The 17682-nt window shown below is 65.6% G+C and carries 15 protein-coding genes and 1 tRNA gene; 2 read left to right on the top strand and 14 right to left on the bottom strand.

What is annotated here, in order from left to right; all coding sequences use genetic code 11:
* Nucleotides 1-2252 (top strand): TonB-dependent receptor (locus tag DI041_RS18780; protein ID WP_136638578.1); only part of this gene is annotated, 2252 nt, incomplete at its 5' end.
* Between the two features lie 120 nt (nucleotides 2253-2372).
* Nucleotides 2373-2834 carry a DUF4189 domain-containing protein gene (locus DI041_RS18785; protein ID WP_136638579.1) on the top strand — a complete coding sequence of 154 codons (462 nt, stop codon included), beginning with the start codon at nucleotides 2373-2375 and terminating at the stop codon, nucleotides 2832-2834.
* 91 nt (nucleotides 2835-2925) lie between these two features.
* Here DI041_RS18785 and DI041_RS18790 read toward each other — a convergent pair.
* From DI041_RS18790 to ftsH, 14 genes are all read right to left on the bottom strand, one after another.
* Nucleotides 2926-3018: transfer RNA gene (locus tag DI041_RS18790), tRNA-Ser, on the bottom strand.
* A 78-nt stretch (nucleotides 3019-3096) separates the two neighbouring features.
* Complete coding sequence (gene csrA / locus DI041_RS18795; RefSeq protein ID WP_004152909.1) at nucleotides 3097-3300, bottom strand: carbon storage regulator CsrA; 204 nt, start codon at nucleotides 3298-3300, stop codon at nucleotides 3097-3099.
* Between the two features lie 147 nt (nucleotides 3301-3447).
* Nucleotides 3448-6096 (bottom strand): alanine--tRNA ligase, encoded by a 2649-nt coding sequence (alaS, locus tag DI041_RS18800; protein ID WP_136638580.1) that lies wholly within the window; start codon nucleotides 6094-6096, stop codon nucleotides 3448-3450.
* A gap of 109 nt (nucleotides 6097-6205) precedes the next feature.
* Nucleotides 6206-6697, bottom strand: a complete 492-nt coding sequence (gene recX, locus DI041_RS18805; RefSeq protein ID WP_136638581.1) for a recombination regulator RecX — start codon at nucleotides 6695-6697, stop codon at nucleotides 6206-6208.
* Nucleotides 6698-6807: 110 nt separating this feature from the next.
* A complete protein-coding gene (recA, locus tag DI041_RS18810; RefSeq protein WP_012510666.1) occupies nucleotides 6808-7845 on the bottom strand; it encodes a recombinase RecA in 1038 nt (345 codons plus the stop codon).
* A gap of 204 nt (nucleotides 7846-8049) precedes the next feature.
* On the bottom strand, nucleotides 8050-8685 hold the full coding sequence (gene lexA, locus DI041_RS18815) for a transcriptional repressor LexA (RefSeq protein ID WP_012510665.1): 636 nt from the start codon (nucleotides 8683-8685) through the stop codon (nucleotides 8050-8052).
* A gap of 239 nt (nucleotides 8686-8924) precedes the next feature.
* Nucleotides 8925-10607 carry a 2-polyprenylphenol 6-hydroxylase gene (gene ubiB / locus DI041_RS18820; protein ID WP_136638629.1) on the bottom strand — a complete coding sequence of 561 codons (1683 nt, stop codon included), beginning with the start codon at nucleotides 10605-10607 and terminating at the stop codon, nucleotides 8925-8927.
* Nucleotides 10608-10641: 34 nt separating this feature from the next.
* On the bottom strand, nucleotides 10642-11136 hold the full coding sequence (locus DI041_RS18825; RefSeq protein ID WP_136638582.1) for a CinA family protein: 495 nt from the start codon (nucleotides 11134-11136) through the stop codon (nucleotides 10642-10644).
* Nucleotides 11137-11239: 103 nt separating this feature from the next.
* Entirely contained in the window at nucleotides 11240-12550 is a 1311-nt protein-coding gene (gene hflX / locus DI041_RS18830; protein WP_136638583.1) for a ribosome rescue GTPase HflX, read from the bottom strand.
* Between the two features lie 14 nt (nucleotides 12551-12564).
* Nucleotides 12565-12840 (bottom strand): RNA chaperone Hfq, encoded by a 276-nt coding sequence (gene hfq / locus DI041_RS18835; protein ID WP_004152891.1) that lies wholly within the window; start codon nucleotides 12838-12840, stop codon nucleotides 12565-12567.
* Nucleotides 12841-12936: 96 nt separating this feature from the next.
* The gene (miaA, locus tag DI041_RS18840; protein WP_136638584.1) at nucleotides 12937-13890 is read right to left on the bottom strand and encodes a tRNA (adenosine(37)-N6)-dimethylallyltransferase MiaA; all 954 of its coding nucleotides are present in this window, start codon (nucleotides 13888-13890) and stop codon (nucleotides 12937-12939) included.
* Nucleotides 13890-14786: a dihydropteroate synthase gene (gene folP / locus DI041_RS18845; RefSeq protein WP_136638585.1), complete on the bottom strand. Its 897-nt coding sequence runs from the start codon at nucleotides 14784-14786 to the stop codon at nucleotides 13890-13892. The genes miaA and folP overlap by 1 nt, the downstream gene beginning before the upstream one ends.
* A 633-nt stretch (nucleotides 14787-15419) precedes the next feature.
* Entirely contained in the window at nucleotides 15420-15605 is a 186-nt protein-coding gene (locus tag DI041_RS18850) for a hypothetical protein (protein WP_065722299.1), read from the bottom strand.
* A 102-nt stretch (nucleotides 15606-15707) separates the two neighbouring features.
* Complete coding sequence (ftsH, locus tag DI041_RS18855; RefSeq protein ID WP_169050334.1) at nucleotides 15708-17642, bottom strand: ATP-dependent zinc metalloprotease FtsH; 1935 nt, start codon at nucleotides 17640-17642, stop codon at nucleotides 15708-15710.
* Nucleotides 17643-17682 lie beyond the last annotated feature (40 nt).

A 17682-nucleotide genomic window follows, 5' to 3' on the forward strand; every position in this document is an offset into this window, starting at 1 on the left:
CCCTCCAGGTCCAGGCCTCCCAACCCTCCCGCATCGACAGCCGGGTCACCGTCGACAATCCGCAGGCGCAGAACCGCACCCTCGGCGGCCTGCTCGAACACGTCTCCGGTGTGCAGAGCAGCGCCTTCGGGCCGAATGCGGGCGCCCCGGTCATCCGCAGCCTCAGCGGCAACCGCGTGCAGATCCTGCAGGACGGCCAGTCCATCCTGGGCATGAACGCGATCAGCGGTGACATCAACATCCCGTTCGATCCGCTGTTCGTACGCAGCGTCACCGTCAACAAGTCTTCCGACACCGTGCGCTATGGCGGCAATGCGATCGGTGGCAGCGTGGAGATCGACTCGGGCCTGATCTCGCGCAGCATGGAAGACAAGGACCAGTCGATGGAACTGGTCCTGCGCAAGGGGTTCAACGCGGCCGACGCGCAGGGCTTGCGCATGAACTTCAACAACCAGCGCAACGTGTCCACCAACCTGCAGGTGTCGCGACAGCGGATCTCGCACTACGACATCCCCGGCAACAGCAAGGCCAGCGTCTGCAACACCGGTCTGTTCCCGGCCGCTGGGGGCGTCAACTCGGCCCTGGCCGACGCCTGCCAGAAAGAGGCGCGCGTCCAGCAGATCTACAACAAGGCCTCGCAACCCTACATCGACCAGTTCATGACCGAGAACCCGGACTGGGCCGACGGTGATTTCTCCTTCTATACCAACAGTCCGACCTCGGTCTGGCAGCGCCGTACCTACGTCAATCCGGTCAACCCGGCCTACGTCGCGGGCACGCCCTCATACGTGCAGAAGCAGATAAACAACGATGTGACGCCCGACTACCATCACCGGCTGGGCAACAGCTATGCGCGCAATTCGCAGGTGGCCCTCGGTTCGACGCTGTTCTTCGACCGCGGCTACGTCGGTGTCAGCATCGATGCCAAGGACAGCGAGTACGGCGTGCCGGGCTTTTCGATGCAGAACCTGTCGTTCGGCTCCAACTACGCCGATGGCCTGCCGGTGGGCGTGGTGATCAAGCAGCAACGCTACGCGCTGGAAGCCCTGCTGCGCGATCCGCTGCCCTACGTTGAACGCGCTGAGCTGCGGGTCTCGAAGCTGGACAACACCTCCGGCGAGCGGCTGGGCACAAAAAAAGCCAACGACTACGACTTCGAGAGCACCCAGGCCGAGCTGCTGCTGAGCCATCAGCGGGTCGGCCCGCTGAGCGGCCTGCTCGGTTTCAGCCATCAGTCGCGTGATGTCACCGGCAGCGGCTCGCTGCGCTACCTGCCCGACGTCGACAGCCGCAGCAACGCGGTGTTCCTGAAGGAAACGCTGGACTTCGGCTGGGCGAGCTTCGACGCAGGCGTGCGCCACGAACGCGTGGATCACGAGCTGCAGCCCAGCCGCTTCAAGACCGCGCGCAATGCTTCCAACACGAAACTGCAGGACCGCGACTACCGGCTCAACAGCTACAGTCTGGGCTCATATGTCGAGCTGGGGCCGATGTTCGCGGCCAAGGTGCGTTACTCGTCTTCGCAGCGTGCCCCGGAGATCAACGAGCTGTATGCCAGCAACGCGCACTACTCGGTGATGACCCAGGAAGAAGGCAACCAGGACCTGGAACCGGAACGCGCGAAGAACCTGGAGCTGACCGGCCTGTTCCATCTCGGCGGTTTCGAGCTGTCAGCCACGGCCTACCGGATGAAGTACGAGAACTATCTCTACCTCGGCTACTCCGGCCTGCAGACCGCCAACCGCCTGCCGCTGAAGTACTGGAAGCAGACCGATACCACGGTGAAGGGCTTCGAGATCGACGTGTCGCAGGCCGTGGACCTGGGCCGCTATGGTTCGTTGAATGTCTCCGCCTTCGCCGACCTGGTAAAGAACAAGGCCGACCACCCCGATTCGCTGCGCGCCCACAATGACGGCGAGTATCTGCCGAACATGCCAACCAACCGCTACGGCGCCAACCTGCAGTGGCAGCGCGAAGGCTGGAAGGCGCAGCTGTCCAGCACCTACTACGACAGGCAGAAGTACCTCGGCCGCAATGTCAGCGAGGAGGTGCCGCTGGATGCGTTCAACATGGTCGACCTGCAGGTCAGCCGCGAACTGCCTGTGCGCAATGCCTACATTGCCAGCATGGAAGTGTTCGTCAACGGCAGCAATCTGCTCAATGAGGAAGCACGGCCGCACAACTCGCCGCTGAAGTACATTGCGCCGCTGCCGGGGCGTGGTTTCCAGGTGGGTGTGACGGTGAGGCTTTGAGTAGAGATTGAATGAGAACACGCCTGCAGGTGAACAGCCTGCAGGCACTCTGCATCAGAATCCCATCTGGTTGCGCCTCGAACCCCGCTTGATCCACCATCGGCAAAAAGGGAGAGTGCAATGAACTGGATGCAGATGGTTTCACTTGGGCTGTTGCTGTCCGTCTCATCAGGCGCAAACGCCGCCTCTGCGATCACCTACGACAAGGATGGTCGCTTCGGCTATTCGATGAATCAGCGCTCCCTGACCAGCGCGATGCAGCAGTCGCTGCACTACTGCGCAGCGCGATCCCGCAATTGCGGTCAGTCCGCCAGTACGTCCAGCGAAGGCTATTCGGCCATTGCCACAGGCACGATTGCGTTGGGTTTTGCTCTGGGTGAGAAGACCCCGGAAGCCGCGCAGAGGAAGGCAGAAAAGATGTGCAGGGAACGTGCCAACGACTGCACCCTTTCGATGCTGTGGCGGGAAACGCCAACTCCCGAGCTTGAACCGCCAGTGCTCCCTGGCGCACCAGCCCCAGCGCCTGCGGCAACGCCAACACCAACGCCCCGATCGCAGCCCAGGATCGGGACAGTGGATTAGGCATACGCAGCTCTGCGCCGATCTGCCTTTTCGAACATCAGATAAAGAAAAACGCCTGCAGATCGACGACCTGCAGGCGCTTCTTTGTATCTGGCGGAGTGAGAGGGATTCGAACCCTCGATAGAGCTTTTGACCCTATACTCCCTTAGCAGGGGAGCCCCTTCAGCCGCTCGGGCATCACTCCGGGGTTTTCTCCGCGTCTGGTGCGTTGCACCTCAGCGGGGCGTGAATCATAACGTTAATCGAGTGCGAAGGTAAAGCGTTATTCGGCAGAATTTTCACTGCCGGTGCCACCGGCTTCGTCACCACGCTGGATGCGCTGGTAGATCTCTTCGCGATGCACAGCGACGTCCTTCGGCGCAGTGATGCCGATACGCACCTGGTTACCCTTGACGCCAAGCACGGTGACGCTCACCGAGTCACCGATCATCAGGGTTTCGCCGACGCGGCGAGTCAGGATCAACATTTTTGTAAGTCTCCATGGAACCGTGTGGAAGGGTATCCCCCACCGGCTTGACGCTCCGTCAAGAAGCGCTACCACGACAAAGGGAAAAGATTCGCAATGGTACCGTCAGCCGTCCCGCTCCTACAAGGAGGGGGACGGCGCGGTTCATCACAGGCGGGGGCTGACCCATTCGACGACGGCAGCCAGCGCAGTGGCAAGGGCGGGCCCGTCCTCGCCACCACCCTGGGCGAGGTCCGGGCGTCCGCCGCCCTTGCCCCCGATCTGACTGGCGATATGGGACAACAGTTCCCCGGCCTTGACCTTGCCCATTGCGCTGCCGTTCACACCCGCGACCAGGGCGGCCTTGCCGTCCTGGGCACCGGCCAGCACGATCACCGCGTCGCCCAACTGCTGCTTCAGGCGGTCCATGGCGTCACGCAGGGCCTTGGCGTCGAAACCTTCCAGGCGAGCCGCCAGCACCTTCACACCGGCGACCTCGACGGCCTGGCCGGACAGGTCAGCGGTGGCGCCAGCGGCAACCTTGGCCTTCACGGACTCCAGCTCGCGTTCCAGCTGCTTCTGGCGCTGGCCAAGGGCGCGGATCTTCTCGACCACGTCGGCAGCGCTGCCGCCAAGCAGTTCGGCGGCCTCGGCCAGGCGGGCCTCTTCGGCATCCACGTAGTCCAGCGCACCCTGGCCGGTGACCGCCTCGATGCGGCGCACGCCGGCGGAGACGCCGCCCTCGGAGGTGATCTTGAACAGGCCGATGTCGCCGGTACGGTTGACGTGGGTACCGCCGCACAGCTCGGTGGAGTAGTCACCCATCTTCAGCACGCGCACGTGCTCACCGTACTTCTCGCCGAACAGGGCCATCGCGCCGAAGTCCAGCGCTTCCTGCATGCCCATGTTGTGCACTTCGGCAGCGTTGTTGGCACGCACCTGCTGATTGACCTTGCGCTCGATCACCGCCAGCTCTTCCGCGCTGATCGGCTGGAAGTGCGAAAAGTCGAAACGCAGGCGGTCCGGAGCGACCAGCGAGCCCTTCTGCTGCACGTGGGTGCCCAGCACTTCGCGCAGGGCGGCATGCAGCAGGTGGGTGGCGGAGTGGTTGAGGATGGTGGCGCCGCGACGCTCGCCATCGACCTGGCCGGACAGCACGTCACCAACCTTCAGGCCGCCTTCGGACAGGGTGCCGACGTGGCCATGGAACTGGCCGGCGAACTTCTGGGTGTCGTCCACCGCCAGGCGCACGCCGTTGCCGGTCAGCACGCCGGTGTCGCCGACCTGGCCGCCGGACTCGGCGTAGAACGGGGTCTGGTTGGTGATCACGATGACCGCATCACCGGCATTGGCCGACTGCACCGGACGGCCGTCCTTGAGCACGGCCAGCACGGTCAGGTCATCGGCCTGCAGGCGGTCGTAGCCGAGGAAGCGGGTCGGGCTGAGGGTTGCCACCAGCTCGGCCGGCAGGGTAACGCCACCGCCGAACTTGCCGGCCGCGCGCGCGGTTTCGCGCTGCTGCTCCATCGCCGCATCGAAGCCGGCGATGTCGACGGTCAGGTCGCGCTCGCGGGCGATGTCCTGGGTCAGGTCGAGCGGGAAGCCATAGGTGTCGTACAGGCGGAACGCATCAACGCCGGGGATCACGCCATTGCTGGCCTTGCCGGCAACGTCTTCGAAGATCTTCATGCCTGCGTCGAGGGTTTCAGCGAAACGCTCTTCTTCGGCCTGCAGCGCACGGGTGACGGTATCGACCGCCGCCGGCAGTTCCGGATAGGCCTCGCCCATCTGCTCGACCAGAGTCGGCACCAGCTTGCTGAAGAACGGCTGGCGCACACCCAGCATCCAGCCGTGGCGCAGGGCGCGGCGGATGATACGGCGCAGCACGTAGCCGCGGCCTTCGTTGGACGGCAGCACGCCGTCGACGATCAGGAACGAGCAGGCACGGATGTGATCGGCGATCACCCGCAGCGACTTGTTCTCCAGATCGGCGGTGCCGGTCAGCTCGGACGCCTTGCGGATCAGCGCCTGGAACAGGTCGATCTCGTAATTGGTGTGCACGTGCTGCAGGATCGCCGCCAGGCGTTCCAGGCCCATGCCGGTATCCACGCACGGTGCCGGCAGCGGCACCAGGGTGCCGTCGGGCTGGCGATCGAACTGCATGAACACCAGGTTCCAGATTTCGATGAAGCGGTCGCCGTCTTCATCCGGGGAACCCGGGGGGCCACCGGCGATGTGGTCGCCGTGGTCGTAGAAGATCTCGGTGCACGGGCCGCACGGGCCGGTATCGGCCATCTGCCAGAAATTGTCCGAGGCAAACGGCGCACCCTTGTTGTCACCGATGCGCACGATGCGCTCTTCCGGGATGCCGACCATGTCGCGCCACAGCGCATACGCTTCGTCGTCGGTCTGGTAGACGGTGACCAGCAGGCGTTCGGCCGGCAGTTTCCAGACCTGGGTCAGCAGCTCCCATGCCCAGGCGATCGCGTCCTTCTTGAAGTAGTCGCCGAAGGACCAGTTGCCCAGCATTTCGAAGAAAGTATGGTGACGTGCGGTGTAGCCGACCTGGTCAAGGTCGTTGTGCTTGCCGCCGGCGCGCAGGCAGCGCTGGACGTCGGCCGCGCGCACGTAGCTGCGCTTCTCCGCGCCAAGGAACACGTCCTTGAACTGCACCATGCCGGAATTGGTGAACAGCAGGGTCGGATCATTGCCCGGCACCAGCGGCGCCGACGGCACGATGGTGTGGCCTTTGCCCTTGAAGAATTCAAGGAAGTCGCTGCGGATCTGGGAAGTCGTGAATTTGGCGGATGCGTTCATTGGGGGCTGGCAGTCGGCGGGCCGGCGGACCCGGACCACCGGCCGCAATGGCCAGGGTCGCGCGGGACCGCCGAAAACCTAAAGGGTATCAGGCCCGGCGCCGCCAGTCTCAGTCATCCGGGTCGTAGCGGGTCGCGCGGCGGATGCTGCCCCCGTCGAAGCCCCGTCGGGCCAGCAGGTCCGCAGCCTTGCGACGCTGCGCCAGGTCCTGCGGGCCGGTTTCGCCGAAGCGGCGGCGGACCAGGTCGCGGGCGTTCTCCTGCCAGTCGCCTTCATAACTGTCCATTGCCGCGGCGATCGCCTCGCTGTCCAGGCCATGGGTGCCGAGCTCGGCGCGCACGTGGATCGGCCCGTAGCCGGTATTGGCACGCATCCGCACCAGGTTCTCGGCAAAGCGGGTGTCATCCTGCCAGCCCGCCTCGGTCAGCTTGGCAACAGCGGCTTGCGCGGCCTCATCCTCGATGCCACGGGCGGTCAGTTTGCGGGTCAGCTCTTTGCGCGAGTGTTCGCGGCGGACCAGCAGGCCCAGCGCCCGTTGTACGGGGGTCTGCTCACGCGGCCGTCGCTTGCGGCCGCCGGGAATGTCTTCGGCGTCGGACATCGGTGCTCCAGGGGTGGCGCCATCCGTGGCGCCCTGCCCGTCCATGGGCGATTCGAACCTGCGGAGCAGGGCGACGTCACTGACGGCGCCACCCTGCCCCACAGCAAGCCTTATTCGTCGTCGCCTTCGTCGTCGCCTTCTTCGCGGGCAGCTTCAGACGGCTGGAACTTCTCGCGCAGCTCGGCTTCGAGCTTGGCGGCGACGGTCGGGTTGTCGCGCAGGTAGCCACGGGCATTGTCCTTGCCCTGGCCGATACGCTCTTCGCCGTAGCTGTACCAGGCGCCGGCCTTCTCGACCAGCTTGGCATCCACGCCCATGTCGATCAGTTCGCCTTCGCGGCTGATGCCTTCGCCATACAGGATCTCGGTGATGACCTGCTTGAACGGCGGCGCCAGCTTGTTCTTGACGACCTTGATCTTGGTCTGGTTGCCGATGATCTCGTCGCCCTTCTTGATCGCGCCGATACGGCGGATATCCAGACGCACCGAGGCATAGAACTTCAGCGCGTTGCCGCCAGTGGTCACTTCCGGGCTCTGGCCCGGCATCATCACGCCGATCTTCATGCGCAGCTGGTTGATGAAGACCACCAGGGTGTTGGAGCGCTTGATGTTGCCGGTCAGCTTGCGCAGCGCCTGGCTCATCAGGCGGGCCTGCAGACCCGGCAGCTGGTCGCCCATCTCGCCTTCGATTTCGGCCTTCGGGGTCAGCGCGGCAACCGAGTCGACCACCAGGATGTCCACCGAGCCCGAACGGACCAGCATGTCGGCGATTTCCAGCGCCTGCTCGCCGGTGTCCGGCTGCGACAGCAGCAGGTCGTCCACGTTGACGCCCAGCTTGGCGGCGTAGATCGGATCCAGCGCATGCTCGGCGTCGATGAAGGCTGCAGTGCCGCCCAGCTTCTGGCACTCGGCGATGGCCTGCAGGGTCAAGGTGGTCTTGCCCGACGACTCCGGACCATAGATCTCAACGACACGGCCCTTCGGCAGGCCACCAATACCCAGCGCGATGTCGAGCATCAGCGAACCGGTCGGAATGGCTTCGACGGGTTCGACCACGCGGTCGCCCATGCGCATCACCGAGCCCTTGCCGAACTGCTTTTCGATCTGGCCCAGAGCTGCAGCGAGGGCGCGCTTCTTGTTCTCGTCCATCGGATTGGTCCTTGCAGAGGTCGTGTCGTTGGAGGTGCTGTCTTTGGGGGTCTTCTTTGCCATGGGTTCACTTTAAGTCGGACGTATCGCACAGGCTGAGATTCTGCCCGGCGCTCTGAAAAGAATTATCGGACATCCGTACCAACCTCAGTGGAACCAGAGAATCGCCACAAAAGACCGCGGGGTAATGCGCTATGGAACAGGTCAACGGTTGGGTCGTAACAGGCCGCAATAGAGGCCTTCGATCGAGAAGTCCTGGTCCGGCAGCACCTCGATCGGCTTGTAGTCGGGGTTGCGTGGCAGCAGGCGGATACGGTCCTTGGCGATCTTCAGCAGCTTGACGGTGATCTCGTCATCGATGCGGGCCACCACGATCTGCCCGGAATGGGCATCGCGGGTGCGGTGCACGCCGATCAGGTCACCGTCGAAGATGCCCTCGTCGATCATCGAATCGCCCTGCACCTTGAGCAGGTAATCCGGCGCCGGCGAGAAGAACACCCGGTCCAGCACCACGAAATCATCCGAGCCGATGTCGGCACCGATCGGCAGACCTGCTGCGACCCGGCCGAGCACCGGCAGGCGCAGAACGTTGTCGGGCAGGCCCGGCTCGGCCAGCTTCTCCAGCGGTGGCGCCTGCACCAGGCGGATGCCTCGGGCCTGGCCCGGAATGCGACGGATCGCACCGGCCTGCTCCAGGGCTTCCAGGTGGTACTGGGCCGCGCGGACGCCCTTGAAGCCGAATGCACGCGCGATTTCAGTCTGCGACGGCGGTGCGCCTTCGCTCTCGATACGCTCGGCGATCAACTGCAGGATCGCCTGCTGGGTGTCGGTCAGGTCCATGATTAGTAGTATTACTACTAACGAACGGGACTGCAAGTGCTGGTTGCGACACGGCGGGATGCAGGACTGACGGGGAACGACCTATTGCGCCGAGCCATGCTCGGCGCCGTCGCCGTCGCCGTCGCCGGGCATGGCCCAGCTGGTAGGGGCAAAAGCAAGAGCAGCCGACCAGCGGTCGGCTCTACAGGAATCGCGCAGCGATTCCGCAGTTCCCGTTGGGAACCGCTGCGGCAAGCACACTAGGTGTGCTTGCCGCTTCTCCATATCGAAAACAGGATCCACACGCCGCAGAAGCCGGCGCCGATGAAACCGCATACGCCCAGCGCCAGCAGCCAGCGGCTGGAAACCCCGCCGACGCTGTGCATCACGATGGATGAGCCGATGATCAGGGCGGCGGTGACGATGCCCATCACCAGCCGGTTGGCGGCGCGGTTGACCTGTTCGCCGAAGCCCTGCAACGCCGTGGTTTCCACCTTCAGCTGCAGGCGCCCACGGCGTGCGGCCTGGACCAGCTTGCGCAGGTCACGGGGCAGTTCGCCGGCGAAATCAACCAGGCCCAGCAGGCTGCGCCGGCCACGCTTGAGCAGCGCCTTGGGCGCATAGCGCTGCAGCACCACCCGCTCCAGGAACGGTCGCGCGGCGCTGGCCATGTCGAAATCCGGGTCCAGCTGCCGGCCCATGCCTTCCAGGGTCAGGAACGCCTTGATCATCAGCGCCAGGTCGGCCGGCAGGGTCAGGCTGTAGCTGCGCAGCAGCTGGGTGATGTCGCCCAGCATCAGGCCGATGCGCAGGTCCTTCAGTGGCACGCCCCGGTACTGGTCGACGAACTGGCTGATGTCGTGCTGCAGCCGGTTTTCGTCCACTTCCACGCCGCCGGCCCAGTCCAGCAGCACGTCGGCCACGCCCTGCGGGTCCTGCTCGACCAGCCCGTGCAGCAGCTGCGCGACCTGGAAACGACGCACTTCGGACAGCGCACCGACCATGCCGAAATCGATCACGCCGATGCGGCCGTCGCGCAGGTAGATGATGTTTCCCGGATGCGGATCGGCGTGGAAGCTGCCGTCCTCCAGCACCATCTTCAGCACGATGTCGGCACCACGCCGCGCCAGTTCGCGCCGGTCCAGCCCTGCGGCGTCGACGCCGGCCAGGTCGCGGCCGGGAATGCCATCAACGAAGTCCTGCACATTCAGGCTTTCGCAGGTCCACTGCCAATGCACGCTGGGAATCAGGATATCGTCGCGGCCTTTGAAGTTGCGCGCGATGCGCTCGGCGTTGCGGCATTCGGCGGCGAAATCCAGCTCGCGGCGCAGCGACACGGTGAACTGCTGCACGACCTCGGCCGGACGGTAACGACGCAGATCCGGAAGGCGCGCCTCGACGATCTCGGCCAGGCGCGCCAGCAGCCGCAGATCGGCCTCGACCACATCGCGGATGCCCGGGCGACGTACCTTCAGCACCACCTCCCGACCGTCCTGCAGGCGCGCGCGATGGGCCTGCGCCAGTGAAGCCGCAGCCATGGGCGTTTCATCAAGGAAGGCGAACACCTCCTGCGGCGACGCACCGAGGTCGGACTCGAGCTGCTCGCGGATGTCCGCGTACGGCAAGGCCGGCACTGCGTTCTGCAGTTCGGAAAGCTCGGCGATCCATTCCGGCGGCAGCAGGTCGACGCGCGTCGCCAGCACCTGGCCAAGCTTGACGAAGGTTGGGCCGAGATCCTGCATGGCGCTGCGCACGCGCACCGGTGCGGTCATCCGCAGCAGTTCCTGGCGCTCTTCGTTCCAGTGCAGCAGGCGCCCTGCCCGCTCCAGCACCGTGGCCAGGCCGATGCGCCGCACCACATCGCCGAAGCCATAGCGGATCAGGACGACGGCAATTTCCTGCAGTCGGCCCAGGTCACGGACCGTGCCCAGCGTTTCCCACATCATGCGTGCTCCGGACGATTACCGGAGCAGCATGTCACAGCTGGGCGTCGATACCGCGCAATGCCGCGGACACGGTTTGCCGGCGGATGGCTTCGCGGTCGCCATCGAACTGGAACAACTCGGCGCGGGCGTAACCTCCACGGCGCTTCCAGCCGATCCAGACGCTGCCGACCGGCTTGTCAGGGCTACCGCCACCAGGGCCAGCGATACCCGTCACCGCCACGGCGATGCCGGCGCCGGAATTGACCAGCGCACCGGACACCATCTCCAACACGGTTTCGCGGCTGACCGCACCAAACTGCTCCAGGGTCTGCGCGCGCACGCCGAGCAGGCGCTGCTTGGCCTCGTAGCTGTAGACCACCATGCCACAGTCGAAGAACGCCGAGGAACCGGCGATGTCGGTCATGCACTTGGCGATCCAGCCGCCACTGCAGCTCTCGGCGGTCACCAGCTGCAGCGAGACCTGCTGCAGGCGCTGCCCGAGCGCGGCGGACAGGGCATTGAGTTCAGCGTCGGTGGGAATGGACATCGGCATGACGGTGGGGTGAAGAACCTGCACGTTGTACCGCAGATGACGGCCGCGTGTCGCGGGCCGCCGTGACGGCAGCCGCCAGGCAGGGCCCGGCGCTACCTCACCACTCCGGCAGCTTTTCCGGCAGCAGCGCCCGGATCGGCGCGCCGTCCGCACTGGCCGCCAGCTTCTCGGCTTCGGCGATCGGCAGGTCGACCTGCAGCAGCCAGCCGTCTTCATCGGTCTGCTCGCTGCGGATCACTTCCAGCTGGTGCAGGCGCGCACGCAGGCGGCCGGCATCCGGCGGCAGGCGCAGCTCACCGGTCACGTGCTGCAGGCCAAGGCGCTTGCCCAGCACGCTCTGCAGCAGTTCCAGGCCCAGTCCATCGCGTGCGGAAATCCACACCCGCTCGCGGCGCGACTCGTCGGGAACGCCGTCCTGGCCATCGTGGCGGACGTCTGCACCGTCGATGCGGTCGATCTTGTTGAACACCAGCAGCTGCGGCAGATCGCCGGCACCGACCGCGGTCAGTACCTCGTCGACCTGGGCGATGCGCTCCTCGCGGTGCGGATCGGCGGCATCAACCACGTGCAGCAGGAAGTCGGCCTCGCGCGCCTCGGACAGGGTCGAGCGGAACGCGGCGACCAGATCATGCGGCAGATCACGGACGAAGCCGACGGTGTCGGCCAGCACCACGTTGCCGCCCGGCACCGCGATGCGGCGTACGGTCGGATCCAGGGTCGCGAACAACTGGTCCGCAGCGTAAGCCTCGGCACCGGTCATGGCGTTGAACAGGGTCGACTTGCCGGCGTTGGTGTAGCCCACCAGGGCCACACGCGGCAGCTCGCTGCGCACGCGGGCGCGGCGCATCTGGGTGCGCTGCACTTCCACCTTTTCCAGCCGCTTCTGCAGCTGTTCCACCCGCTTCTGCAGCAGGCGGCGATCGGTTTCCAGCTGGGTTTCACCCGGGCCACGCAGTCCGATGGAACCGCCGCGCTGGCGCTCCAGGTGGGTCCAGCCGCGTACCAGCCGCGTAGCCAGGTGGCGCAGCTGCGCCAGCTCGACCTGCAGCTTGCCTTCGTGGCTGTGCGCACGCTGGGCGAAGATGTCCAGGATCAGGCCGGTACGGTCGATCACCCGGCGTTCGAGGAAGCGCTCCAGGTTGCGCTCCTGGCCCGGGCTCAACGCATGGTTCACCAGGATCAGGTCGGCGCCAGACGCATCTGCGGCAGCCTTGATCTCGTCCAGCTTGCCGCTGCCGATCAGGGTCGACGGATTGGGCCGATCCAGGCGCGCGGTGATCGTGGCGGCGATGCTGGCCCCAGCCGAGCGGGCCAGATCACCGAACTCTTCCAGCACATCGTCTTCCAGCTTGCCGAAATGCGGCTGGATCAAGAGGGCGTGTTCGCCCTTTTTCGAGCGGTCAAACATTCACCGCTCCAGTCTTACTCGTCTGCTTCATCACCCGCCTGACCACCTTCACCCGACTGCACATAGCCACCACCCGGTCCGACCTTCACGTTGCGTGCCGGTACCACCGTGGAAATGGCGTGCTTGTAGACCATCTGGCTGACCGTGTTGCGCAGCAGGACCACAAACTGGTCGAACGACTCGATCGTGCCCTGCAGCTTGATACCGTTGACCAGGTACACCGAAACCGGCACGCGCTCGCGCCGCAGTGCGTTCAAGAAAGGATCCTGCAGCGATTGTCCCTTGGACATTGCACACTCCTGATTATTGTTCTTATTGGGTTGCCGACGGTTGCCGCGGCCCCCGAGCCGCCCACCGACCGATGATGTTACACGGCTGGCGGGGGTTCAGCGTGCGACGAAGGTCGACACCGCGCCGGCAAGGCGCTCCCGGTCGATATGGGGGTCGAACCAGCGCGCATCAAGTTCACCGCGCAGCCAGGTCAGCTGGCGCTTGGCCAGCTGCCGGGTGGCGAAGATCGCCTTGTCACGTAAGCGGGCGGCATCGCCCTGCCCGTCCAGGTACTCCCAAGCCTGGCGATAGCCGACCGCGCGCACAGCCGGCAGGTCCAGTGGCGCCTCCGCGGCGGCCAATTCCGGCATCGCGCGCAGCGCCCGCACCTCGTCAAGGAAACCCTGCGCCAGCATGGCGTCGAAGCGCGCCTCGATGCGCTGGTGCAGTACCGCGCGGTCACGCGGGGCCAGGACCAGCTTGAGCGTGCGCACCGGCAACGGCGCCACGCCCGGCCGGCGCTGCCACTCCGTGATGGGGGTACCGGTCAGGCGATAGACCTCCAGCGCCCGCTGGATGCGCTGCGGGTCGGTGGCATGGATGCGTGCGGCGGCCGCCGGATCAACCTTGGCCAGTTCCGCATGCAGTGCCGCCCAGCCGCGTTCGGCGGCTTCGGCGCTGAGCGCTTCGCGCGTCGCCGGATCGGCCTCCGGCATCGGCGACAGGCCCTGCAACAAGGCGCGGAAGTACAACCCGGTGCCGCCGGCCAGGATCGGCATCTTGCCGCGCGCCAGGATGTCGGACACGACGCGACCGGCATCGGCCGCGAACTCGGCCGCCGAATAGGTCTGCCAGGGATCGCGCAGATCCAGCAGGTGGTGCGGCGCCTGCGCACGCTCGGCCGCATCGGGCTTGGCCGAGCCGATGTCCAGGTGGCGATAGACCAGTGCCGAATCGACGCTCACGATCTCGCCATCCAGCTGCCGGGCCAGGGCGATCGCAGTCGCGGTCTTGCCACTGGCGGTCGGTCCCATCACGGCGATCGCCAGCGGCCGCTGGTCGATCCCCATCAGTCTTCGTCCGGCCAGCGGATCGTCGGCGTGGCGTCGGCGCGCGGCGTCGGTACGGCCTCCACTGCCTGCCAGATCTTCAGTGCGTCGACCGTGGCGGCCACGTCATGCACGCGCACGATGCCCGCACCTCGCTGAACTGCGATCAGGTGCGCGGCAACCGAAGCAGCCACTCGCTCAGACGGCGTGTCGCGACCGGTCAGTTCACCCAGGCTGCGCTTGCGCGACAGGCCAGCCAGCATCGGCACGCCCAGTTCCAGGAAGCGCTCCGAACGCGCCAGCAGGGTCATGTTGTGGGCGGTGGTCTTGCCAAAGCCGAAGCCGAGGTCGATCAGCAGGTTTTTCTTCTCGATGCCCGCCATCTCGGCAGCGAACAGGCGCTGCACCAGGAAACCGTGCACCTCGGCGACCACGTCGTCGTAATGCGGATCGGCCTGCATGTGGCCCGGCTCGCCCTGCATGTGCATCAGCACCACCGGCACGCCGGCCTCGGCAGCCGCGTCCAATGCGCCTTCCTGGCGCAGGCCGAAGATGTCGTTGATCATGCCGGCGCCGGCCGCCACTGCCGCCCGCATCACGTCGGGCTTGAAGGTGTCGATGCTGATCGGCACCTGGGTTCGGGCAGCCAACTGCTCGATCACCGGAATCACCCGGCGCAGCTCCTCCTCCACCGATACCGGCGCAGCGCCCGGCCGGGTCGATTCGCCGCCGATGTCCAGCAGGTCCGCGCCCTCCTCGACCAGCTTGAGGCCATGTGCGACCGCGGCCTCGGTGGTGTCGTGCGCGCCGCCATCGGAGAACGAGTCCGGGGTGACGTTGACGATGCCCATGACCCGGGCACGGTCGAGGCGCAGAATGCGGCCGGCGCAATCGAGCTGGGGCGAGGTATCGAACATGGGCAATCCTGCAGGGACAACGGCGGGTAGTTTAGTTCGGCAGGGCGGCGCCCTGCACCCGCAGAGGCAACGGCCACAGCAAGAGCCCAAGCAACAGCAGAAGCTGGTTTCCTGAGGGTAGCCGGGGTGGGTCCGGTTGCGGGAGACGCCGTAAACCCATCCATGGGGGCTTGGCCGCGGCTTGCTCGTGTGCGCTGTCCTGGGCACACGGCAAGACCAGGGTTGCGCGTCCTGCCCAACCCGCCCGAGGCATGCCTCGGGCCCATGCCGCGGACACTCCCGCAACCGGACCCACCCCGCCTTCGACAGATTTCTGCGATCTTTCGGAGCAGCTCTTGGGGTCAGATCCGTTTTCCTGCGGAAAACGGATCTGACCCCATTCTTGTACATCGATATCTGACAGATGTGTCGACCAAGGTCGACACCTACCAACAGCTCCCGAAATCTGTCAGAGGTGGGGCGGTGTCGGAGTGCGGGGTGTCAGCCGCATGAATGCGGCTGCCAAGCCTACAGGGACGTACTCGCGGCGTCCCCGCACTCCGACCCCGCCCCGCCATCCCACGGAATGTAGCTGTAGCTGTTGCTGTTGCTCCGGCTCGTAGCAGGTGCAGGGCGCAGCCCTGCCGATACCCATCAACGGCGGCGGCGCTTGCGGTCCACGTACAGGGTCTTGGCGATGCTCAGCACGATGCCGACACCGATACCCACCACGCAGCCCAGCAACAGGTTGTCGGCACCAAGGCCTACACCCACGCCGACCACGGTGGCGATGATCATCTCGACGGTGTGGGAAATCGGTTCGGGCTTCGGGGTGGACATGCGGGCTCCAGCATCAGAACGGTTCTTCGGGATGGGCCAGTGGCCCGGAAACAACGAGGCCGGGTTGCCCCGGCCTCGTCTGGTATTACCTGCAGCGGGCCGTCAGTGCGACTCGGCCGGGCCTGCGATCGGCGGCAGCGGACGGGCGTCGCCACCCTTGTCGTTGCCACCATCCTTGTTCGACTTGTTCCAGCCGGCCGGCGGCGGCGGATCGCGACCTTCCATGATGGCGTCGATCTGCGGCGCGTCGATGGTCTCGTACTGCAGCAGCAGCTGGGACATCGCGTGCAGCTTGTCCAGATTGGCCGTCATCAGCTCGGTGGTGCGTGCGTAAGCCTCGTCGAGGATGTTGCGCACTTCCTCGTCGATGCGGCGCGCGGTGTCGTTGGACACGCTCTTGTGCTGGGTGACCGAACGGCCCAGGAACACCTCATCGTCCTCTTCGCCATAGGCGATCGGGCCGAGCTGGTCGGACAGGCCCCACTTGGTGACCATGTTGCGGGCCATCTTGGTGGCACGTTCGATGTCGTTGGAGGCACCCGTGGTGACTTTGTCGGCACCGAAGATCAGCTCCTCGGCCACGCGGCCACCGTACAGCGAGCACAGCTGCGACTTGATCGCCACGCGGTTCATCGAGTACTTGTCGCCTTCCGGCAGGTACATGGTCACACCCAGCGCACGGCCGCGCGGAATGATGGTGACCTTGTAGACCGGATCGTGCTCGGGCACCAGACGACCGACGATGGCGTGACCGGCCTCGTGGTACGCGGTGAGGGTCTTCTCCTCCTCGCTCATGGCCATCGAACGACGCTCGGCACCCATCAGGATCTTGTCGCGGGCACGATCGAAGTGGTCCATGCGGACCTCCTTCTCGTTGCCACGGGCGGCAAACAGGGCGGCCTCGTTGCAGAGGTTGGCTAGGTCGGCACCGGAGAAACCCGGGGTACCACGCGCGATCACCATGGGCACGACGTCGTCAGCCAGCGGCAGCTTGCGCATGTGCACCTTGAGGATGTGCTCGCGGCCCTTCACGTCCGGCAGACCGACCACCACCTGGCGGTCGAAACGGCCCGGACGCAGCAGCGCCGGGTCCAGCACGTCCGGACGGTTGGTCGCGGCGATCACGATCACGCCTTCGCCGCCTTCAAAACCGTCCATTTCGACCAGCAGCTGGTTCAGGGTCTGCTCGCGCTCGTCATGACCGCCGCCCAGGCCGGCACCACGGTGACGGCCGACGGCGTCGATTTCATCGATGAAGATGATGCACGGCGCGTGCTTCTTGGCCTGCTCGAACATGTCGCGCACACGGCTGGCGCCGACGCCGACGAACATTTCCACGAAGTCCGAACCGGAGATCGAGAAGAACGGCACCTTGGCTTCGCCGGCGATGGCCTTGGCCAGCAGCGTCTTGCCGGTACCCGGCGGGCCCACCATCAGCACGCCACGCGGAATCTTGCCGCCCAGCTTGGTGAACTTGGACGGGTCGCGCAGGAAGTCGACCAGCTCGCCCACTTCTTCCTTGGCCTCGTCGCAGCCAGCGACGTCGGCGAAGGTGACCTTGATCTGGTCTTCGCCCTGCAGCTTGGCGCGCGACTTGCCGAAGGACATCGCGCCCTTGGCACCGCCGCCACCGCCCTGCATCTGGCGCATGATGAACAACCAGAAGCCGATGATCAGGATGACCGGCAGGAAATTCATCAGGATCGCGCCGAGGGAGATGCCGCTGGACGGCTCTTCCTGCACGATTTCCACGTTCTTGGTGCGCAGCACGTTGATCAGGTCACGATCGAACGGTGCGGTGATGGTGGCCGACTGGCCGCCACGGGTGGTGTAGGTCAGCTGGCTGGTACCGCCGCGCATGTCGCCGCCGAAGGCGACCTTCTGCACGTTGCCGCTGTCCACCTGGTCCAGGAACTGCGAATACGACGCGCCCTGCGCCCCAGCCCCGGAGGTCTTGGGCGAGAAGCTCTGGAAGACCACCATCAGCACGACGGCGACGACCACCCATAGCAGGAGGTTCTTGGTCAAGTCGTTCATCCTCATTGGCTCCGGTGTTCCTCTTAGTGCTGGCGTTGCG

Source organism: Stenotrophomonas maltophilia (genome assembly GCF_004920835.1).
Classification (GTDB): domain Bacteria; phylum Pseudomonadota; class Gammaproteobacteria; order Xanthomonadales; family Xanthomonadaceae; genus Stenotrophomonas; species Stenotrophomonas maltophilia_AQ.